Below are 20,171 nucleotides of genomic sequence, written 5' to 3' on the forward strand. Positions count from 1 at the left end.
GAACATATAAATATAGATAAGTATAAATAAGTATATAAGAAAGGATATAAGATATGAAGAAGATGAAATCTCTGCTGATGCTGATGGCGATAGCTGCGGCATCATTCACATTTACAAGTTGCGACGATGACCCATGGGATGATGGTCATTATTGGCACGACGACTATGGCTGGTACGAGGATTACAACCAGGGTGGCTGGGGATGGAACCAGGGCGACTGGAACCAGGGTTCCGGCGGTTCGCAGAACAGCCAGCTCATAGAAGAGGCCCAGACGCTGGTGGGTAAATGGTATGGTCCGGTGACCTACAGTTACATCAACGATGATGGCGTATCCCGCGGCAAGGATGAATTCTATGCCACCATGATATTCTACCAGAGTGGCAACAGGAAGAATGCGCTGAGCGGAAGTGGTGTTGAGATTGACGATGTGTATGATGGGAAGGGCGAGGTAGAGGATTCGCAGACCTTGGAGTTCACCTGGTATATCGACAACAATGGTGATATCTATATAAGGTATGCCAAGAGTGGAGCCACCTTCGTATTGGATGCCGGTGCCAGCCAGACTGGTTTCCATCTGGGCGCAGAGCAGGGCAGAGACCGCTACACCTTCTATGGTTATATGATAGGCGTGGGTTCAGCCAAGGGCGACGTCATCACCTTCAATTTCGAGGAGCAGCCTACGGGATTTTCAAAGAAGGCTACTAGAGCTTCTGCGGCAGCAGCATCAGTGAATACCTTCGGCAAGGCTACAGGCATCAAGAAGCTTCCGGGTGCTGAAAAGAGATTGAATGATAGAAGATAAGTGCAGCATAGAATAGATAAATCAAGATAAAAAGAAGAGGGTGTGTCAAAAGTCCAAGATACACCCTCTTTTTTGTTTCTTCATCGTTTTTCTTCATCGGATTACGCTGAGTTAACGGAACATTCTTGCTTCACGGATTACGCACGGAATTTAAACGGATTTGGCCTTACGGCCATTGGGCAAGCGCATTCGCATTCCAGCTTTAGGGGGTATCGCCACGACCGCCAGGTCGAGTTTCCGTTTAAAATCCGTGAGTAATCCGAGGAAGGCGGCTAAGGTTCCGTTTATTCCGCGTAATCCGATGAATAATGACACACCCTCTTTTTTATTGGTTATTCCGCAGCAAGCAAAAAAGAAATCCGCTTTCACGGCATGAAAGTCGTGGAAGCGGATTTTTTATGTTTTATATTCAGAACATTACTGAATCATTTGTAATCTTACTGAATCATCTGTAATCTTACTGAATCATCTTCTTGCCAGCCTTGATCACTACACCCTTGTAGCCCTTGCCAACCTTCTGACCTGCGAGGTTGAAGATAGGAGCATTGTCAGCAGCAGATGTTGTGATGTTGTTGATGCCGGTAGAAGTGCCAGCAGTAACTTTCTGGGTAGGGAGAATCTCTGGAGTACCCTTGAAGATAGCGCCATAGAGACCAGTTGCGGTGTAAGTTTCACCCTCTGTGAGTTCTGCAACGCCGCCCACCTTGTTGAACTTGTCGTAAATCATAATCTTCTGCTCGCCGTCGTTAGCGTAGTAGTTGAACTTGCCAGCCTGGTATTCTTCCTTGCTGAATGTGAAGTTCTTGATGGTAACGAGGTCGTTCAAGTACTTGTTGGCGATGAGGTCGGCGATGGTAGCCTCGATAGGCTGAGCAGCTTCTTCGCTCTCGGTAACGGTGATGCTCTCATCGTCTGTACCTGCATTGGCTGTGAGGTAAGGAACGTCATAGTTGTACTTCAAATCTACCTTTACCTTACCTGTAAGGATGCTGTTCACTGGCATGTTGAAGCCCAGGGTACGAAGCTCAATGGCTGTATCGCCCTCGCGAACATAAGTATTGATGGTTCCCTTGTACTCGTTAACGAAAGTAACCTTAGCGTTGGTAAGAGTAAGGTTGAGGTTCTTGGTATCCTCTTTGTAGTTAGCCAAGAGATCCTTCACGCTTGCCACGTCGGTGTAGGTGATTACTACTGGTGGCTCTGGAGTAGTGCCGCCATTGTCGAGAGTAACGGTCATGGTCTTAATCTGAGTATTACCAGCGATGCTGTAAACCACCTTGTTGGCAGAACCAGTCCAATTACCCTTAGTGTCGAGGGTACCGTTATCTACTTTGTTGTTTGCATTCCATTTCTTCTGCGCAATCTCAATCTTAGAGATCTGCTTTCCTTCTGGAGCCTGTACGGTGAGAGTTCCTGAGTACATTCTCAAACGTGCAGAGCTGGTCCAGATTCTGTTGGCGTTGGTAATTCCTTCTTCCTTTGCAGAAACAGTAACTGCGATGCCATCTACTGTGCAAGTGGTAGCCTCGTTGAAATCTCCTTCGTTAGATTCCATAGATGAAACACCTGGCAGACCTGGGAACAAAGTCTTGTAGTCATTGTCGAAGTCAAATGTGGTTTGTGCGAACCCCACGCTCGCTACGAGCGCGAAAACCAGTGTTAATGAATAGCGTAGTAACTTTTTCATAAGCTAATTTTTTAATTGTTAATAATGTTATAGAATGATTTCTTAGTCATTTCTGCTGCAAAGATACAAAAAAAAGCGATAGGGTCAACAAATAATGTGTTAAATTTCAATTAAATCTCTCTAATCTATGGATTGTTTTGCCGCTATACCCTCCACTCAAAATTGAACTTTTGATTTTTTTCTCAGGAACCTTTCCGTTCTTGATAGCTTCGATAGAGTCATGGACGGCTTTGCGGATAGCTTTTGCGTATTCACCTTTGGCTACAGCCTTTGGTGCATTCATTCCTAGCATCATGTTATACCTCCTATTTTTATAATTGTTTATATTATATTGCAAAGTTACGCTTTTTCTTTGAAACTGCCAAGGATTTCGGGATTTTATTTAAAAAAGTTATTTTTGGACGCGACCCAGTCGCCATGTAAGGGCGCCTTAATGATTGCCATTATAACCAGGGCTTATGGTGCCTAAAAGGGTGTTCAGTATTCAGTATTCAGTTTTTTTCGCGATAGTTACCCTTTCTGTGGTTACAAATTATAAGTAATTATTATATATTAATATATATATATAATATACTATCTATAGAGCGGATGGAAACAACAGCGAAAAAAACTGAATACTGAATACTGAATAAGTTTCCCGTAACCGGCTATTACTTTTGTAATATACTGATTTATATGGTAAAACATAGTTTTCGACACCGCAAAAACATAGAGATGCGCCCCATAGGAAATAGAGTCCGTTTTTTAACGAAGTTTCAAATCGTAAGTGTTTTGCTGAAAATCGCTCCTTATCACATGCCTAAATTTGTCGGATACCCAAAATCTTCGTATCTTTGCACCGGCAATCGAAAGAATAGCCTTTTGTGCCTCAGGGCGGTCATCATAGAAGACCGCAGCTGGTCTTAAATGATGGCAGGCGCCGGTCATCAATGAAGACCAGAAAAAGCACAGGAAACGGGCTTTCTGGGTAGTTGTGATTTACAAGAACTCATTAAACACAAAACGAGTATGATTAACTACAGCATCGTAATGCGCAGCGTGAACGCAAACCTCTTGGAGATCAACCAGGCAAAGTCACACTAGCTCCCGCATGATGCGATGAAGTATTAAAAAAGAGGGTGTGTCATGAAGTACAAGACACACCCTTTTTTTCTTATGCTGTTATTTCGATGACTTGAATCCCCAGAGGTTCTTGATGGCCTCCACATCCTGGGTTTCTACCTTCTTCTCGATATCATCTGGCAGATTGCAGAAGAAGTCGATGCCGGTCTTGTCTTCCAGCGTCTTGATGTTTACCACGTAGTTGCCCAGCAGGTCGCTCTTGTCGAACGCCTTGTTCTCGTGCAGGAACCAGTAGCCGAAGGCACTGTAGCTATACTGCTTGGTCTTCTGGTTATACTCCTTCTTCAGCACGGCAACGAAGAAATACTTTGGCACAGGGATGTAGCCAGGCTTCTTCACGTCGCTCGATGCACCCTGCTTCTTCCATCCCAGGATGTTGCTCTCGCTGCCCACCGGGTCGATGGTACCGCCCTTCACGATGAAGAGGGTATCGGTGTCAATCTTCGGAGCCAGCTTGCGCAGCTCATCCTCCATCTTATACCAGGTGCCACGCTGGTTGAAGTTGCTGTACTGTGGCTGCATATTGGTCATGAAGAAAGTCTGCTTCTGCTGGGTAAGGTTCAGCTTGCGGTCGGCAGAAGGACAGATATGACCGTGGTCGAATCCCTGCTTGGTTGGGGTAGGGTCTTCGGTGAAATCGGTGATGCCCCACTGTTCCTGCAGGTCGGTATCCCATGGATACTGGCGCTCGCCCTGAGCAGGTTTCCATCTATCTACGTTAGATGCCGTGTTTCCGGTGTGGAAGGTATAGCAACTCCATCGCTGGCTCTTCATGTCGTCGTCCCATTCGGTAGAGAAGTTCACCATGCCCGTGGTGTTATCCATGTGCACGATGGCGTAGCTGCTGCCGTTGTTCTTGAGCTTCGGGAACTCCAGACCGTTGATGGCGTTCTTCACCACGGCAGGCATATTGGCTGTAGCCACATTCTTGTTGGAATTGGTCTTATCGGTTGATTCTCCGGTGCCGCCCCCGGTATTGTCACCCTTGTTTTCCTGGTCAGGGAATCTGAACTGCAGTGAGTCGTCGGTGCCGCAGGCAGAGAACGTCATGGCTGTCAAAAGCGTGAGGATGAGTAGTTTGGTATATTTCATAATTCTCGTAATTCTTGTTAATGTTTTAACTTATAAAAGAAAAAAAGTGCATTCCGACGTATATGCAACTACGACGGAACACACTTCCTATCTTTCGCTGATAATATATCTTTAATTAAAAAGGTATATTACTTCTTCAACTTGCCGTAACGGTTCATGAAGCGGTCAACGCGACCAGCAGTATCAACGAGCTTGCTCTTACCTGTGTAGAATGGGTGAGATGTGCTAGAGATTTCAATCTTAACTACTGGATAAGTCTCGCCCTCGAACTCTACAGTGTCGTTAGTCTTGCATGTTGACTGAGTGAGGAACATATCGCCGTTAGACATATCCTTAAATACTACAGGACGATAGTTCTCTGGATGAATACCTTTTTTCATTTTTTCTTTTATTTATTATTTGATGATTAAAAAATAGACGTCATGGGGAAGCTTTCGCCTCATTTCATGTCCCTCATCGGGGCATGCCCATTATAGCCTGTTAACAATTTCAGGGTGCAAAGTTACGCTTTTTTCCTGAAACCACCAAATTTTTCCTCTTCTTTTTAAGAAATATTTGAGAATTAGGTGGTTGAACCCTTGTTTGGCTATTATTTAGAGCTGTTTTAAATCGAAGTAAAGCAGTCGGGTATCTGCGCCTTCATCTTCTTTCGACAAAGGCATGAAGCCTTGGTTGTAGTAGAAGGGTAATGCGCTGGCATAAGCGTCTACTGTAACAAATCTGCATCCAGCTTTGTTGTCTTGTTGGTATGAGGCAATAATCATGTTGATGATCATGGAACCGATTCCTTCTCCTCGATAGTTGAGACTTGTTGCCAAGCGGCAGATTTTGATGGCAGGGTAACTTTTAAACATTTTCCCTTGTGCAAAAAACTTCTTTCTAAATCGATTGTATGAAGAGTTGCTTGGAAAATCGGTTAATGAAATCCTATCATGGGCAAGACTGAAGTAACCAATGACTTCTCCTGTAGTTTTATCTTCTAGAATGTAGCTTGTGGAGAGTCGTGATTTATAATACAAGGGTGCGTCATTTTTGATGAAGTCGTTCAAGTCCTCATCTCCGCAATCAAAACACTTGATGTCATCATGCTCATCAAGTCTTCTGTATATGATGTTGTTTTTGTCTAATGCCATTTTTTAGAAACTGCAATTTACGCCTTTACCACGAAGAAATTCGTAGTCGCGCATGATTTGTTCTTTTCTTTCTTGAGAAACTGGGGTTGGATTTAGCATCCTCATTTCAAATTTACGAGCCTCTTCTCCATAGAGGATTGGAGTCTCTTTTATTGGTCTTGCCATATTTATTCCTCCTTAATTTTATGATTAATATTTTTAATTTACTAATTAGAATCTTGTCATTTTAACTCAAATTCATTTCACGCAAAAAGGCTTTCATTTTTTTGATGTATTCTGGATCCATTTTTGTCTGCCCTGGATGAGCTTCCACCCATTCAGCTCTTTCGATGAATTTTCTTGCTTCCTCGCCGTGAAGCGTAGGAATGACTCTGATTGGTGTTGCCATAATTTTATCTGTTTATGAGTTTATTTTATAATTCTGCTGCAAAGATAAGAATCTTTTCTGAATTACGCAAGGAATGGGGGATAAATATTTGATATTTAACAATATGGATGAGAAAAAATCCCCATCGCCTCTGTTTGTGCAGAGGACGATGGGGATCAGTGTTTTTTCTAATACACAATATCTGCTTCAGAATTTACTTGATAATGGCTGTGCTGCCCAATAAGAATGTGAAGTCGTCGATGAGAACGGCTGCACCTGGCTTCTTGGCATTCATGATAACGATGCTGTAGGTGCCATCTTTCTCTATGGTCATTTCCTGCTCTACCAAAGTCCACTCTGTGTTGGTTACATTCACATACTGCTTGGTATAATTGTAGTTCTGTGAATCTACGGTGCCATCATTAACGGCTACATGACCTGGGCATACGGATGCACCTGTGGCTGTGGCTGCCTTGGCGTAGAACTTGATAGTATATTTACCTGCCTTCAGACTCATCGCCTTGTAGCCGAGACGCTTGTTGGCGCTGTTAGTTCCAGCTACCTGCACTGAGTACTTGCCGCTGTGGGCATCCTCGCTCTTGGTGAGGCTTGCGTTGCCGGCAGAGTTGGTGTTCCAGTTGGTTGGCTTGCTGTCTGTCCAGTTCTCGAAGCCGCCATTCTCGCCTGTTGCTACCTCGCCTGGGTTTGGCTTTGGTTCAGGGTCTGGAGTTACTGTGCCGCCGCCTTCGCCGCTGGTCTTGCCGTTCACGGAGATGAGCTTACCGCCCTGGTTGGTCTCTGGAGTGTTGCCCATGTAGTTGATGAGCTTGGCGCAAACCACGATCTCATCGCCTTCCTTCAGCGTCATATCGCCTTCCTTCCACTTCTCGCCACCGAAGTAGTAGATGCGGAAGATGTAGAACTGGGTGCTGTTGGCATCATCGGCAATATAGAATGATCCGTTGCCGAAGGATGCTGAGAACTGCTCCTTGATGCTCTGTACCTTACCCTTGATGTAGAACTCCTTGTCTGATACGGCGCCCGATGCCAGGGCTGCGGTGTACTTCTGCGCTGCCACACTGTTGAATGGGTTGGCTGCAGAACCATCGCCCTTTGCCGTGCCAGTGACATCGCCACTGCCTGAGCCACCGGCTGTCTTGCCGTTCAGGGAAACCAGATAGGTCTTGTTGGCCACGGTCTCTGGGGTGTTGCCCATGTAGTTCATCACCTTGGCGCAAACTACCACCTCGTCGCCTTCCTTCAGCTCAGGGTCGCTGGCAGTCCACTTCTTGTTGCCCAGATAGAGGGAACGGAAGATGTAGAACTTCTCGCTGGTCTCGTCATCGGCGATGTAGAACGAACCGTTGCCGAAGCTGGTAGAGAACTGCTCCTTGATGCTCACTACCTTTCCCTTGATATAGACCTCCTTGTCAGACTCCACGCCTGCCTCCAGGGTCTTGCAATAGTTGATAGCTGCAATGCTGTTGAATGGGTCGGCAGCAGTACCTGTACCCTTTGGCTCGCCCTGAGTGGTGCCACCGGCTTCAGGCTTGGTAGGCAGTGTGTATGGTTCTGGCACATCCTCGCAGCTGCTGAATGTGAAGGCAGCCATTGCCGCCATCAAAACTGAAAATATATACTTTTTCATATTGTTGTCTTTTTTATTGATGTTACTATATATAATAATGTATAGAAGTGATTTCTGTTAATCTATCACGAAGTTCTTGACTTCCCATGTTGGGGCCGCTGATGTGGAACTGCTATAGAGGAAACCGATGTATATGGTCTTGCCACAATACTTGGTTAAATCGGCAGTAGAGGTAACGAAATCCCAACCATTCTTTGTTGGATAACCCGCAACTTTCAAATCAGTCCATGTCTTTCCGTCAGTAGAAATCTGAACCTTGCATTCCTTGGTCATGTCGGAAGAGAAATTGATGGCCTGGTCGAACTTGAGGGTGGCACTCTTGACGGATGAGAGGTTGATGGCAGGTGACTTGAGTCGTGACTGGAGTTCAACGTTGGTACCGTTCACATAGCCTGAAGCCTTCATGCCGTATGCAGCCGAAGCCCATTTCCAGGCATAGCTTACGCCTTCTGCAAGTTTGATGTTTTCTGTAGTGAATTCACCCTGGCTTTCATTGAAAGCCTCCTTGAAGATGGAGAGCACAGAAGGAGAAAGGTCGTCGGTGTTGCGGATGATGATCTGCCATACATTATTATATCTTGTAAAGATACCCGTGATGTCGTAGGCTCCGTCTGGCAGGATGGCATTGGCAAAGCGGGCATAGCCCGATGTTCTCACTACCACGGTGTTGCTGCTGATCCATTGACCGGTAACGGCATCCTTCAGACTCTGGTTGGTAGTCTCATCGTTGGCTGCCCATACGTTTTTGCCGTTGGCGCTGTTGAACTTCACTTTCCTGATGGTCATCAGTTTGCCTGCATTCTCTTCCAGATAGTTGGCATCGGCAGCCTTGCTCAGGTCGAACTCTTCTGCCTCTACGTTGCTGGCATCTGCCTCGTCAAGAAGCTTGAAGTGCTTCTGCCAGACAGTTCGGTCCATCTTTCCCACGGATGTGGTTCCCTTCTTCAGGTTGGTGTAGATGCCGCCTATCTGTGCCTGCTTGCCGTAACCGCCGATGTAGAGGCCGTTGAGGTCGATGAGAATCTCCTGACCTACTGGCAGATAGCCGTACAATCCGCCGCCGTTGATATCAACGAGGATAGCACCTGTGGCATCCTGCAGCGCCACCTGCTGATAGAGGTTGCCGCTGATGTCATTGCCCGTGATGTAACCCTTGATCATCATCGGCTTGTCGATGAGCTTGTATCCGCCACCGGTGATGGTGGTCTTGTAGTCGCTCTTGAGCTGTGCAATGGTAACCACGTTCTTCTCTCTGAGCAGGTTGTTGCCGTAAGGAGGAGCAGGGATGGTCTCTACCATCTCCGGGTCGGCATAACTGTCGCCCATGCATGATGCCAGCATCATTCCCGCCATCGCCATCATGGCCATTGCTATGAATTTTATCTTTTTCATTGTCGTGTCGTTTTAGAATCTATTTTATGTCATTCTAGAATCGATGATACATCGTTTTAGAATCGGTAGCCAATCTGGAACATGCCGTTGGTGCCGAATGCGTAATACTTCTTTGGATTCTTTGAGAACTGATAAACGCGTACATTGTTCACCTCGCCGCCTGTGGTGAGGGTGTAGCCCGAACGTGAGTTCTGCTCATATCCGCCCGTTACCAGCTTCTGGTTGTTCAGCAGGTTGGTAATCATCAGGTTGAAGTTGAGCGAACCCTTCTTCAATCGGATGCTCTTGCCGATGCTCATGTCAACCATCCATCCTCCGTGACCCTTCGCCTGTGCCACAGCCTCAGGCAGCCAGCTGTTTCCATCTTCTGTAACCACAGATGGGAAGATCTCCGGATACTTCTGGTGGGCACTCTGGCGGTTCTTGAGCACTTTCTCGTAGCGATAGCTTGGAGAATAGGAGAGGTAGATGCGGTCGTAGTAGTTGGCATTCAGATTCACGAACCATCCGTTGGTATGGAGGTCGAGACCGATGCTTCCCACGGTGAGCGGCGTACCGCTCTCACGCATATCTATCACGTATGCCTTGTCGGTATATACCTCGGCACTCTTTGAGAGCATGTAGTTGGCAGTGACGTTGTTGATGTTCTTAGCCTCGCTGATGGTGCCCAGGGTCTTGAAGTCGAGCCATGAAGTGAGCTTGAACTTCAAGCCAGCCTCCAGGCCGTAGTATTCCTTCTTCAATCCCGTCATGCTCACGTAGGTGAACGAGTTCTCGTCGTCGTTGTAGAAGTTCTGCCACTCGGTTACATTCTCCATTCGGCTGTAGTAACCGCTCAGGTTGGCATGCATCCATGCGTTCTGATACTGGTAGCTTACCTCTGAGCTGAAGATGCGCTCGTTCTTGAGGTTGGTAACGAAATCGTTGTTGATTTCAGGGGCGATGAAGGCGGTGTTTGCCATAGGCGCACGCCACTCGTAGCCGGCTCCGATGCGGAAGGCATGACCGCGGCCTGCATCATAGTTCACGCTCAGCTTGCCACCGCCGTCGAGGAAGTGGGCTGTGCCGCTGTTGCCAAAGCTGTTGTCGGCAGCCATACCGTTGCGCATGTATCCCTTGCGCTTCATGCCGGTGTAGCCGATGCGGCCGCTCACCATGGCTTCGAAGCGTGAAATCTGGGTCTTGTAGGTGCTCCAGGCGCCTGCCTTCTGCACGTCGATGCGGTAGTCATAGCCGAACTTGTCGCCCTCGTACACCAGTTTGCCGGTATTGTTAGGTCCGGCGGTGTTCAGGTCGTACTGCACGCGTGGGTCGGAGATGGAGTATTCGCCGATGGCGTAGGAGTTGATGTTGTGGAAGATTTTTCCTCCCAGCATATCCTCCATGGTCTGGTAATGGCGGTTCTGGTTTACGCCGAGCATGAAGCCCGATGTCAGGCTCGACTTGTTGGTGAGCTTGGTGTTGAGGGTTGAGGAGAGCACGAGGTTGAGGTTGTCGTTGTGCTTAGCCTGCAAGTAGTACATGGTCTCCTGTCCGTTCTTGGCAGCCTGCTGGTTGGAGTAGTAGAGGCGGTCCCAGTCTATCTGGCGGTTCTGCTTGCTAGCCTGCCAGTAGTTCACGGCGTTGTTCCAGCTATCCCAGTTGTAGATGTTGTTTCCGTTCTGGAAGTCGCCCCACACGTAGTAGTTGGCAGATGGCATGTTCTTCCAGTAGTCTGGCTGCGGATTCTCTGCGTTGTTGTAGTTGAGCTTGGTGCTCTTGTACATGGAGTATTTTCCGAAGAGTGAAGTGGTGAGCTTCATGCCTTCGTTGATGTCCCAGTCCCATGTAGCGATGGCAGAAGGGGCGAAGTCGTTCACTACTCTCGAGTTACGCTTGTGTCCGTTCTGGTATCCCCAGTATGGGTTGTAGTAGTAGTCGTTGGCAAGCCAGTAGGCCTCGTCGGTAGAAGCTCCCTGGGTGCTTCGCTCGGTAGGGTTTCCCCAGGTGGAGAGGCTCAGGGAATGGCCGTTCATCCACTTCTTCTGCACGCCGAAGAAATAGGAGAGGGCGTTGTAGTAGGTGCCCTCCACGTATCCGCGGTTGGCCCATCGGTAGGTGAGTCCGGCTGTGATGGCCCATCCCTTGGCGTTGAATCCGCTGGAGTAGGTGTAGAGTCCGCGCAGGGTGTAGTTGCGGTTGGCAGCAGCCACGCTGGCATACTGGCCTTCCTGCATGCTTCCGGCACGGAAATCATAGTTGTTGGAACCCGCCATTCCGGTCATGGAATAGCCGTTGGCCTCGAACGGCAGCGCGAAATCCACGTTGCGTGAGAATCGGTTCAATCCTCCGATGTTGGAGAATCTGAACTGTCCGGTCTCCATATCGTTCATTGCCGCACCATTGATATACACGTCGTTATATTTCTGGTTGAAGGCACGATAGCGGAATCTTACAGGCGAGAAGAGGTAACCTGCATCCTTGGCATATACGTTGGATGAAGAGTTGAGGATGGTGACATTGGATGACATGTCATCGTCCTCGCCCAACTGTGCCTCGGAGAAGGTGAAGGCATTCTCGTCGAGGGAGCCAGCCATCAGACTGTTGTCGAAGCTGCGGTCATTCTGGAGTTTGACCTGCATCTTATTCTTTGCCTTGACCGTTGCGGATATGAATCCGATATAACTGATTCTGAGATTTGTTCCAGGCTTTACATCGATGATGAAATTGCCTTCCATATCGGTAACTGTGCTCTGAGTGGCTCCGTTGCCGACTGCCTGGATATTGGCTCCGATGATAGGAGTGCCATCCTTGTCGACCACTACGCCCTTGATGCTCTTGTTCTGCTGCACGCTGAGCATGTCGGCATGAGCGGCCTTGGCTCCGTTATCTGGAGCGGCTGTCATCGCCTGCGCTGCCATGGCCTGCATGGAATTGAGGGCCAGAGCGCTGGAGCAGAGTGCGAACGTCGCTAATTTTATTTTCTTTTGCATAGTCTGTATAAGTTAATAATAAAATGTACAAGTGCAAAGTAACACATTTTTTTTGAATATAGAAAGACATTTTAGTTAAAAATTTGCTAAAAATGAATTTTTCTCCATTTTTGCAGCGTTTTTTGCGATATTTATGCTATCTTTGCGGTTATAAAAGATTAAATACATGTAAAACGAGAAAGAATAACGAATAAAGGATTATGAGAAGACAAGTATGGTTTTTGGCTGCCCTGCTGATGATTATTGGCTTGGGTGCTTCCGCTCAGAAGAAAAAGACGGCTGCAGCCGGAGGGAAACAGTTTCAGGTGTATGCAGTGGGTTTTTATAATCAGGAGAATCTTTTCGATACTTGCCACGATGCGGGTAAGAAGGACTATGAGTATCTGCCTGCCAAGGGCTGGAACGGAATGAAATATACGAGTAAGCTGAAGAACATGTCGCGTGCCCTGGCTGATATGGGTACGGATGTGCTCCCTAACGTGGGCTGTGCCTTCATCGGTCTTGCCGAGGTGGAGAATGCCAATGTGCTGAAGGATCTTACGGCTCAGCCTCCGCTGAAGGCGCGCAACATGCAGTTCTGCCACATCGAGGGTCCGGATAAGCGCGGCATCGACTGTGCGCTGCTCTACAACCCTGCGCTCTTCAGGGTGAAGAACGTGAAGCTGGTGCCTTACGTGCAGGAACTGGCGAAGGATTCTGCCTTCAAGACCCGTGGTTTCCTGACGGTGCGTGGCGAGATGGCGGGCGAAGACGTGGCTGTGATTGTGTGCCACTGGCCAAGCCGTTTCTCGGGTTCGTTCTATCGTGAGAGCGGTGCGCGCCAGACCAAGGTGGTGAAGGACAGTCTGCTCAGAGTGAATCCGGATATGAAGGTTTTCGTGATGGGTGATATGAACGATGACCCTACGGATAAGAGTATGCATGAGGTGCTCCGTGCGAAGCCTGAGATTTCGCAGGTGGGCGAGGGCGACATGTATAATCCTTGGTATAATATTCTGGCAAAGGAGGGCAAGGGTACCTTGTTCTACAATGGCAGCTGGAACCTCTTCGACCAGATTGTGATGACTCCTAACCTGCTGAACAAGGATGCGAAGAAGAAGGACTATTCGAGCCTGAAGTTCTGGAAGAACCACGTGTTCCGCAGAGACTACCTCATCCAGCAGGAGGGCCAGTATAAGGGTTCGCCTCTGAGAACCAAGGCTGGTGGCAGATGGCTCAATGGCTACAGCGACCACCTGCCAGTGGTATTGTATCTGGTGAAGGAAAAGAAATGATTTAGTTGATAGTTAAGAGTTGATAGTTAATAGTTTATAGGACTTTGTTAAGTTCTAAAATCTATAGCTAAGCTAATCATAAAGTTCAAAGTTCAAAGTTTAATGGTTGAGAATCATCCTTTTGAGCCTTGGTTGCCGGGCAATGCCAAGTTGCTGATGCTCGGCACGTTTCCACCTTCGGAGAAGCGATGGTGCATGCCTTGGTATTATCCTAACTTTCAGAATGATATGTGGCGAATCTTCGGCATCATTTACTTCGCGGATAAGCTGCACTTTGTGGATGTGGAGAACAAGACGTATCGCCTGGATGCCATCAAGGAGTTCCTGAAGGAGAAGGGCGTGGCGATATATGATACTGCCCAGCAGGTGATCCGTACCAAGAACACGGCATCGGATAAGGACCTGCAGATTGTGCAGCCTTCTGACTTGGATGGCATGCTGAGGCAGCTGCCCGAATGTAGGGCGGTGCTGACTGCCGGTCAGCTAGCCACCAAAATCTTTTCTGAACATTTCGGAATCAAGGAAAAACCGGAAATGGGAGGATTCGTGGAGTTTGAGTTTGAAGACCAGGAAGGAGCATCTGCTGGTTCTTCTTCGGGTTCATCTTCCCGCAAGCTTCGTCTCTATCGCATGCCATCGAGTTCGAGGGCGTATCCGATGGCGGTGGAGAAGAAGGCAGAGTACTATCGCAAGATGCTTGAGGAAATCTTATAGGAATAATTTGTGGAACTCTTATAGGAATAAGATGTTTAAGGAAATTTTATAGTAAAAAACTGAACTTTCGCATGTGGTTCAAGAACGGGCTGAAGGCCCAAAAGCTCCTAGCCCAGGGCAGCGCCCTGGGTATGATGGCAATCAGCAAGACGCCCTGTAAGGGCAAAAGCCTTATGTTTTGCCTGGAGTTTTAAAGCTTTTGCCCTTTCAGGGCGACAGGTTTGCGTCCGTAATAACCCAGGGCGATGCCCTGGGCTAGGGGCTTCTGCCCTTTCAGGGCGTGTGGAGCTTACATGCGAAACTTGAGTTATAGTAAAATATATCTTATAGAAAAATAGAATAAATGGAAAATCTAGATAAAGTAACTGTGATTGGTATTGCCGGCGGAACGGGCTCTGGCAAGACCACGGTGGTGAAGCGACTGGTAGAGGCTTTGCCGCCTCATTTCGTGGCTGTGGTGCCATTGGATTCCTATTACAATGATACCTCGGAGATGACCGAGGAGGAGCGTCATCAGATCAACTTCGATCATCCTGATGCTTTCGACTGGAAACTGCTGCACGAGCAGTTGGCGGATCTGAGAGCGGGCCATGCCATCGAGCAGCCTACCTATAGCTACATCAAATGCAACCGTGAGAAGGAAACGGTGCATGTGGATCCGAAGCCTGTGGTTATCATCGAGGGTATCATGACGCTGGTAGACAAACGCTTGCGCGACCTGATGGATCTGAAGGTTTTCGTGGATACGGATGCCGATGAGCGCCTGATCCGCAATATCCAGCGTGATACCATCGACCGTGGAAGAACGGTTTCGATGGTGGTAGACCGCTATCTCAAGGTGCTCAAGCCTATGCACGAGCAGTTTATCGAGCCAACCAAGCGCTATGCCGACATCATCATCCCGCAAGGCGGCGAGAATGCCACCGGCATCGGTATTCTATGTAAATATGTAGAGGGCCTGGTGGATTAATCGTAGAAGAGGGTGTGTCAAAAGTCCAAGACACACCCTCTTTTTTGTTTCTTCATCGTTTTTCTTCATCGGATTACGCTGAGTTAACGGAACATTCTTGCTTCACGGATTACGCACGGAATTTAAACGGATTTGGCCTTACGGCCATTGGGCTAGCGCCGTATATAGGCTGGCTTGCGATTGCACAGTAATGGCAGACTTTTTCCAGCTATGGGGGTATCGCCACGACCGCCAGGTCGAGTTTCCGTTTAAAATCCGTGAGTAATCCGAGGAAGGCGGTTAAGGTTCCGTTTATTCTGCGTAATCCGATGAATAATGACACACCCTCTTTCTTCTTTTATTTCTCTTCAATGAATGTGGCATCCTCGAAAACCTTATCAGAAGAGGAGGCGGTGGTCTTGATTTCCTGCATCTTCTTCCATTTTCTGCGGTTGTTGGAAACCTTGAAGGCATTCATGGCTTCTACCACTCCATATACCAGCATCGCCCATCCTATGACCAGAAGTGGGGCAGAGGCGATGGAGCTAGGACGGAAGAGGGCAAGGAGACCGAGCAGGAGGAGTGCCGTAGGCATCAGCCAATACACGATTCCCACTCTTCCCATCTTGGCAGCTGCCACCAGATTCGCCATCTGACTGAGCGCTCCCATTATCAGCAATGCCGAAAGGATGAACATCAGCCAGGAGATAAATACGTTTGGCATCAGCGCCAGGATCAGTCCCAGAATCAGCGAACCCATTCCCACCAGCGGGAAGTTGGGACGCATGCCCACGATGTGGTTACCCTGGGCATCATATAGATACTGTCCCTTCATCTTCTCGGAATTTCGCTTGGCACTCAGGTAGGTGAGCAGCGAGATGACACCCGAGAGGAAAAACAGTATGCCGATGGCTATGGTAATCCAGGTTACGGTCTGCTCGCGGTATTGAATGAGCAGTCCGCCCACGATGATAGCGCAAACGGCGCGGAATAATGAACTATGTATCACTTTCATTTTTTTGTTAATATTTTATTCGTTTGCAATCTTATTTTCTTCCTTTTGTCATATCCGTCATCTTATATCTCGTTTCAGGATATATTTCCTACTGCAAAAATACAAAAGAAATTTCATATAACCCGTGTTTTCTACACCTTTTATATCTTATTTAACGCAATTTATTCCTTATTCTCAATAAATATCAGTAATTTTGTAAGCAAAAACAAAATATGACAACATTATATCTGGTGCGTCACGGAGAGACCGTTGACAATGCCGCACAAATTATGCAGGGACAAACGCCTGGCAGACTGAATGAAAGGGGTATTGAGCAGGCTGAGGAAGTAGCCCGGAAGATGGCAAACGACCACATCGATGTCTTCGTTTCGAGCGACCTTTACCGCAGCATGCAGACCTGTGCCATCATCGCCCGTCCTCATCTGGAATGTGAACCTGCAGGCTCTCGCCATGTTTTGTCTGAAGACGAAATTCTTCAGCATATCGTGACGACTCCTCTGATTCGTGAGCGTGACTGGGGAGATTTCACGGGTAAATTCATCCCTTCGCTTCCCAAGGACCCGAAGGATTGGCCTGATAACATCGAGGGATTGGAAAAGATGAAGTCGAGAGCCCAGAACTTCCTTACCTGGCTCAAGGTGGCGTATCCCGATAAGACGATTCTTGCCGTGGGACATGGCATCATCAACAAGGCGATTCAGAGTGTTTACTACAAGCGCCCGATGAACCAGATAGAAAAAATGGCGAATGCAGAAGTGAGAGTTCTGATTCTTTAAATAACAAAATACATGAATAAAATTGCTCTTATTACTGGCGCAACCAGCGGAATAGGCGAGGCTTGCGCACGTCGCTTTGCTCAAGGCGGCTACAATCTGATTCTTACGGGTAGAAACACCGGTAAGTTGGAAATCTTGAAGAAACAGTTGGAAGGTACTGGCATCCAGGTGCTGGCACTTGCCTTCGATGTGCGCAACCGTGATGCTGCCAAGAAGGCGGTGGATTACATTCCGCTGGATTGGCGAAAGATTGATGTACTCATCAACAATGCCGGATTGGCTCGTGGTCTGGAACCTGAGTATGAGGGAGATTTTGATGATTGGGATCAGATGATTGATACCAATATCAAGGGCCTTCTCACCATGACCCGTCTCATCGTGCCGGGGATGGTGAGAAGAAACCATGGTCATGTCATCAACATCGGTAGTGTGGCTGGCGATGCTGCCTATGCGGGTGGCAACGTGTATTGTGCTACCAAGGCGGCTGTGAAGGCCATCTCTGATGGACTGCGTATTGACGTGGCTCACACCAAGGTGCGTGTTACCAACGTGAAGCCGGGATTGGTGGAGACCAACTTCTCTAACGTGCGTTTCCATGGCGATGCCCGCCGTGCCGACAATGTGTATCGTGGCATCGAACCATTGAATGGTGATGATGTGGCAGACGTAGCCTTCTATGCTGCCAGTGCCCCAGAGCATGTGCAGATAGCCGAAGTTCTGGTTTTGGCTACGCATCAGGCCAACGGAACCGTGATACACAGAGACTAGTTTATAGTTTATAGTTGATAGTTGATAGGCAATCTTGCTATCAACTATCAACTATAAACTTTTAACTATATAATACTATGCAATAATGTGGCAGAGGCGATTGACATCCGATTCGAACGTATCGCGGTTGATCGCCTTTGCTCTCATGCCCGACTTGTAGTTGTAGATGGTCTGGGTGGAGTAATGCAGCAGGGTGGCTATTTCCTGACTGTCGGTTACGCCTAGTCGCATCAAGGCATAGATGCGGATTTCCGTGGTCAGCGTGTGGGTAGTTGGCGCCTCCAGCTGGCTTTCTGGCAGCAGGAGCTTGTTCAACTCCGTAACGAAACCTGGATACAGTTCCATGAACGCCTTGTCGAAACGGTTGTAGAACATCTGTGTCTCTTCCTCTTCCAACTTGTGGGTGTTGAGACTCTTCAGCAGGTCGGCAGCCTGGTTTGCCTTGATTTTTCGGCTTACCAGTTTGCGATAATCAGCGAGCTTACTGATGTATGCAGCGCTGATGTCCATAAAGAGGCGCAAGTATGTTTCGCGCTTGATGTTGGTTTCTATGAGCTGCTGGTTCAGTTCGGTGAGCTGATTGTTCATCTCTGAAAGCTGGCCGTTCATCTCTATCTGTTTCTTGTTCTGCTCTTCAATCTTCTGCTTGTTTTTCTTCAGTTTGTTCTTCTGCCTGTTGTTCACGAAGGCAAGGATGATGATGATGATCAGTGCTGCGCTTACGGTGATGAAGCCCGTAAGGATGCGGGCACGTGAACGCTCGGCAGCCTGCTGGTTGGCAGCTGCGATGACTGGCAGGATGTTTGAAATCTCCATCATGCGCAGTCGGTTGTTGAAGAACTGGGCATCTTCCATGGTGTGCTGGATGTATTTAGCCGCTCTCTTGCTGTTGTTTTCATCCTTTTTAAAGAGGAAGTAGGCAAGTTTCTGCAGGGCTACCGTTTCCTTGAGCTGGCATAGGCCGTCGCTCACGGATGCTTCCACGAGATATTCCTCGTATAGATCGAAGTTGCCTGTAAGCTTGTAATATCTGGCGACAGCGTATGCCGACATGGCATGGATGCGTGATTTGGCTGGAGACATTTTCAGTGCCTTCTGGTAATGGTTGAGTCCTTCCTTACTGGTAGGATTGTCGAGATAGATGTATTCGCCCATGAGATAATGATAGTACGCACTATGTTTGTCCTCTTCGTTAAAATTCAGAATCAGGAGGTTCATGTAATGCTTCTTCTGGCTGCGGAATTCCTCGGCGTAATTAGATCCCTTGGCGTAGGATTCCAAGTAATTATACAACCAGGCATACGTGAAGTAGTAGTACAGCTTCTGCTTGTGGGGCATCTCGTCGGGGTTGAGCGATTCGAGCTTGTTTTTGGCCATGCCATAGAATCCCCTAACCGAGAGTATGGACGCTTGGTTGATCTGGTTGAGTGTTATATAATAGGTGTCGTTGACCTTCTGTGCCAACTCCAGTCCACGCTGCATGTAGGCGTAAGCCGAGTCGTAGCGGTAGGCACTGTAGGCATGGTATATGCTGTCAAGGAAAAGCAGTCGGGTCTTGCTGTCTTCTGCCTCAATGGCTTGCAGTTTCAGCTGTTTCAGCTCTTTTTCCTTGATATCTTGATAATACTGGTCGTTATCAATCATGTAATCTATACGCTCCAGAAGCTTCTTCTCATCGGTTTTGCCTTGGGTGAGCAGTGGCATCATAAGCATAAGAAGTAAAAATAACAATTGCTTCATCTTTTATTAGTAATTTGTTAATGATAAAATTGTCTCCAAATGGGACAAAATAGTCTCCAAAGGGTGACAAAATAGTCTTTTGTCGATTTTGTGGTGCAAAGATACAAATTTCTTTTCATATAATATCATTTACTTTGATAAAAATAGTTAAGATTTAACCTATATTGATTATCAGGCGGTTATGGAGTTTTTGCTTTTTAAAAGTTTACTAAGTTCCTACAAGGGTATACAACTTTGAGAAATTATGCCTACCTTTGCATCGGAATTCAAAAAAGCAGTATAATTAAGACAAAGGTTTTATTACCACTTCAAGTCTTCTTAAAAGTTAGTTTTAAAGGTATAAAATATTCCTTTTGTTGATTTAGTATGTTGATTTAAATAAGGACAGTATTAGTTTTTTAGGGAAAAGGATTGATTGAATAGGAAGCCTGCTTGATTGAATCAGTATTGCTTTCAAAAAAGCAGAAATGCTTTTCTATTATGTTTAGGAAAGACCCATCATTTTCTTGTGAAAGAAGGTGGTGGGCTTTTTTATGCCCTAAACTTTCATATCTATGCTCTATACTTTCAAAGCCTAAACTTTAATTTTTGTTACTATCTCCCTCTTTATCCTCACTTTGTTCACCGAAAACTTGCGTATATCAGATTTATTACGTACCTTTGCCACATATTTATATATAATATATTAAAGAGCATTGAAATGGGCAATAAGTCGAATA

General features: G+C 47.2%; 18 protein-coding genes. 6 read left to right on the forward strand and 12 right to left on the reverse strand.

The features are described from left to right. Positions 1-53 precede the first annotated feature (53 nt). A complete protein-coding gene (locus V8Z93_RS07285) occupies positions 54-803 on the forward strand; it encodes a hypothetical protein (RefSeq protein ID WP_439431124.1) in 750 nt (249 codons plus the stop codon). Positions 804-1,260: 457 nt separating this feature from the next. Here V8Z93_RS07285 and V8Z93_RS07290 read toward each other — a convergent pair whose 3' ends face one another. The 10 genes from V8Z93_RS07290 to V8Z93_RS07335 form a co-directional block, all read right to left on the reverse strand. After that, positions 1,261-2,490 (reverse strand): hypothetical protein, encoded by a 1,230-nt coding sequence (locus V8Z93_RS07290; RefSeq protein ID WP_439431125.1) that lies wholly within the window; start codon positions 2,488-2,490, stop codon positions 1,261-1,263. A gap of 106 nt (positions 2,491-2,596) precedes the next feature. After that, on the reverse strand, positions 2,597-2,785 hold the full coding sequence (locus tag V8Z93_RS07295) for a hypothetical protein (protein ID WP_439431126.1): 189 nt from the start codon (positions 2,783-2,785) through the stop codon (positions 2,597-2,599). A gap of 866 nt (positions 2,786-3,651) precedes the next feature. Continuing rightward, positions 3,652-4,704, reverse strand: coding sequence for a DNA/RNA non-specific endonuclease (locus V8Z93_RS07300; protein ID WP_439431127.1), 1,053 nt, complete (start codon positions 4,702-4,704; stop codon positions 3,652-3,654). 128 nt (positions 4,705-4,832) lie between these two features. Further along, positions 4,833-5,084 (reverse strand): type B 50S ribosomal protein L31, encoded by a 252-nt coding sequence (locus V8Z93_RS07305; protein ID WP_203040277.1) that lies wholly within the window; start codon positions 5,082-5,084, stop codon positions 4,833-4,835. A gap of 213 nt (positions 5,085-5,297) precedes the next feature. Then, positions 5,298-5,837 (reverse strand): GNAT family N-acetyltransferase, encoded by a 540-nt coding sequence (locus V8Z93_RS07310; protein WP_439431128.1) that lies wholly within the window; start codon positions 5,835-5,837, stop codon positions 5,298-5,300. Positions 5,838-5,840: 3 nt separating this feature from the next. Beyond that, positions 5,841-6,002: a hypothetical protein gene (locus V8Z93_RS07315; RefSeq protein WP_217743810.1), complete on the reverse strand. Its 162-nt coding sequence runs from the start codon at positions 6,000-6,002 to the stop codon at positions 5,841-5,843. A gap of 61 nt (positions 6,003-6,063) precedes the next feature. Continuing rightward, positions 6,064-6,225 carry a hypothetical protein gene (locus tag V8Z93_RS07320; RefSeq protein ID WP_439431129.1) on the reverse strand — a complete coding sequence of 54 codons (162 nt, stop codon included), beginning with the start codon at positions 6,223-6,225 and terminating at the stop codon, positions 6,064-6,066. Between the two features lie 193 nt (positions 6,226-6,418). Further along, positions 6,419-7,852, reverse strand: a complete 1,434-nt coding sequence (locus V8Z93_RS07325; RefSeq protein WP_439431130.1) for a hypothetical protein — start codon at positions 7,850-7,852, stop codon at positions 6,419-6,421. A gap of 57 nt (positions 7,853-7,909) precedes the next feature. Beyond that, the gene (locus tag V8Z93_RS07330; RefSeq protein WP_439431131.1) at positions 7,910-9,244 is read right to left on the reverse strand and encodes a DUF5689 domain-containing protein; all 1,335 of its coding nucleotides are present in this window, start codon (positions 9,242-9,244) and stop codon (positions 7,910-7,912) included. A 56-nt stretch (positions 9,245-9,300) separates the two neighbouring features. Continuing rightward, a complete protein-coding gene (locus V8Z93_RS07335; RefSeq protein WP_439431132.1) occupies positions 9,301-12,216 on the reverse strand; it encodes a carboxypeptidase-like regulatory domain-containing protein in 2,916 nt (971 codons plus the stop codon). Between the two features lie 200 nt (positions 12,217-12,416). Here V8Z93_RS07335 and V8Z93_RS07340 point away from each other — a divergent pair, with 200 nt between their 5' ends. The 3 genes from V8Z93_RS07340 to udk all read left to right on the forward strand — a co-directional run bounded on the left by V8Z93_RS07340 (position 12,417) and on the right by udk (position 15,174). Continuing rightward, the gene (locus tag V8Z93_RS07340; RefSeq protein WP_439431133.1) at positions 12,417-13,490 is read left to right on the forward strand and encodes an endonuclease/exonuclease/phosphatase family protein; all 1,074 of its coding nucleotides are present in this window, start codon (positions 12,417-12,419) and stop codon (positions 13,488-13,490) included. 102 nt (positions 13,491-13,592) lie between these two features. After that, positions 13,593-14,204, forward strand: coding sequence for a uracil-DNA glycosylase family protein (locus V8Z93_RS07345; protein WP_439431134.1), 612 nt, complete (start codon positions 13,593-13,595; stop codon positions 14,202-14,204). Positions 14,205-14,547: 343 nt separating this feature from the next. Beyond that, positions 14,548-15,174, forward strand: coding sequence for a uridine kinase (gene udk / locus V8Z93_RS07350; protein WP_439431135.1), 627 nt, complete (start codon positions 14,548-14,550; stop codon positions 15,172-15,174). A 337-nt stretch (positions 15,175-15,511) separates the two neighbouring features. On the opposite strand, the gene V8Z93_RS07355 is transcribed toward udk, so the two are convergent. After that, positions 15,512-16,168, reverse strand: a complete 657-nt coding sequence (locus V8Z93_RS07355; protein ID WP_203049017.1) for a DUF308 domain-containing protein — start codon at positions 16,166-16,168, stop codon at positions 15,512-15,514. Positions 16,169-16,380: 212 nt separating this feature from the next. Here V8Z93_RS07355 and V8Z93_RS07360 point away from each other — a divergent pair, with 212 nt between their 5' ends. Beyond that, positions 16,381-16,944, forward strand: a complete 564-nt coding sequence (locus V8Z93_RS07360; protein WP_218411854.1) for a histidine phosphatase family protein — start codon at positions 16,381-16,383, stop codon at positions 16,942-16,944. 12 nt (positions 16,945-16,956) lie between these two features. Next, positions 16,957-17,712, forward strand: a complete 756-nt coding sequence (locus V8Z93_RS07365) for an SDR family NAD(P)-dependent oxidoreductase (protein WP_203049016.1) — start codon at positions 16,957-16,959, stop codon at positions 17,710-17,712. A gap of 75 nt (positions 17,713-17,787) precedes the next feature. On the opposite strand, the gene V8Z93_RS07370 is transcribed toward V8Z93_RS07365, so the two are convergent. Beyond that, positions 17,788-19,419, reverse strand: coding sequence for a DUF6377 domain-containing protein (locus V8Z93_RS07370; RefSeq protein ID WP_439431136.1), 1,632 nt, complete (start codon positions 19,417-19,419; stop codon positions 17,788-17,790). Between the last annotated feature and the right edge of the window lie 752 nt (positions 19,420-20,171).

The organism is Segatella copri, from assembly GCF_051861805.1.
GTDB lineage: Bacteria > Bacteroidota > Bacteroidia > Bacteroidales > Bacteroidaceae > Prevotella > Prevotella copri_M.

Excerpts from the sequence above, each read along its gene's own strand:
- V8Z93_RS07360 (WP_218411854.1), top strand. The coding sequence starts at position 16,381 with ATGACAACATTATATCTGGTGCGTCACGGAGAGACCGTTGACAATGCC.
- V8Z93_RS07305 (WP_203040277.1), bottom strand. The coding sequence starts at position 5,084 with ATGAAAAAAGGTATTCATCCAGAGAACTATCGTCCTGTAGTATTTAAG.
- V8Z93_RS07315 (WP_217743810.1), bottom strand. The coding sequence starts at position 6,002 with ATGGCAAGACCAATAAAAGAGACTCCAATCCTCTATGGAGAAGAGGCT.
- udk (WP_439431135.1), top strand. The coding sequence starts at position 14,548 with ATGGAAAATCTAGATAAAGTAACTGTGATTGGTATTGCCGGCGGAACG.
- V8Z93_RS07320 (WP_439431129.1), bottom strand. The coding sequence starts at position 6,225 with ATGGCAACACCAATCAGAGTCATTCCTACGCTTCACGGCGAGGAAGCA.
- V8Z93_RS07370 (WP_439431136.1), bottom strand. The coding sequence starts at position 19,419 with ATGATGCCACTGCTCACCCAAGGCAAAACCGATGAGAAGAAGCTTCTG.
- V8Z93_RS07365 (WP_203049016.1), top strand. The coding sequence starts at position 16,957 with ATGAATAAAATTGCTCTTATTACTGGCGCAACCAGCGGAATAGGCGAG.
- V8Z93_RS07345 (WP_439431134.1), top strand. The coding sequence starts at position 13,593 with ATGGTTGAGAATCATCCTTTTGAGCCTTGGTTGCCGGGCAATGCCAAG.
- V8Z93_RS07340 (WP_439431133.1), top strand. The coding sequence starts at position 12,417 with ATGAGAAGACAAGTATGGTTTTTGGCTGCCCTGCTGATGATTATTGGC.
- V8Z93_RS07285 (WP_439431124.1), top strand. The coding sequence starts at position 54 with ATGAAGAAGATGAAATCTCTGCTGATGCTGATGGCGATAGCTGCGGCA.
- V8Z93_RS07310 (WP_439431128.1), bottom strand. The coding sequence starts at position 5,837 with ATGGCATTAGACAAAAACAACATCATATACAGAAGACTTGATGAGCAT.
- V8Z93_RS07330 (WP_439431131.1), bottom strand. The coding sequence starts at position 9,244 with ATGAAAAAGATAAAATTCATAGCAATGGCCATGATGGCGATGGCGGGA.
- V8Z93_RS07295 (WP_439431126.1), bottom strand. The coding sequence starts at position 2,785 with ATGATGCTAGGAATGAATGCACCAAAGGCTGTAGCCAAAGGTGAATAC.
- V8Z93_RS07290 (WP_439431125.1), bottom strand. The coding sequence starts at position 2,490 with ATGAAAAAGTTACTACGCTATTCATTAACACTGGTTTTCGCGCTCGTA.
- V8Z93_RS07355 (WP_203049017.1), bottom strand. The coding sequence starts at position 16,168 with ATGAAAGTGATACATAGTTCATTATTCCGCGCCGTTTGCGCTATCATC.
- V8Z93_RS07325 (WP_439431130.1), bottom strand. The coding sequence starts at position 7,852 with ATGAAAAAGTATATATTTTCAGTTTTGATGGCGGCAATGGCTGCCTTC.
- V8Z93_RS07335 (WP_439431132.1), bottom strand. The coding sequence starts at position 12,216 with ATGCAAAAGAAAATAAAATTAGCGACGTTCGCACTCTGCTCCAGCGCT.
- V8Z93_RS07300 (WP_439431127.1), bottom strand. The coding sequence starts at position 4,704 with ATGAAATATACCAAACTACTCATCCTCACGCTTTTGACAGCCATGACG.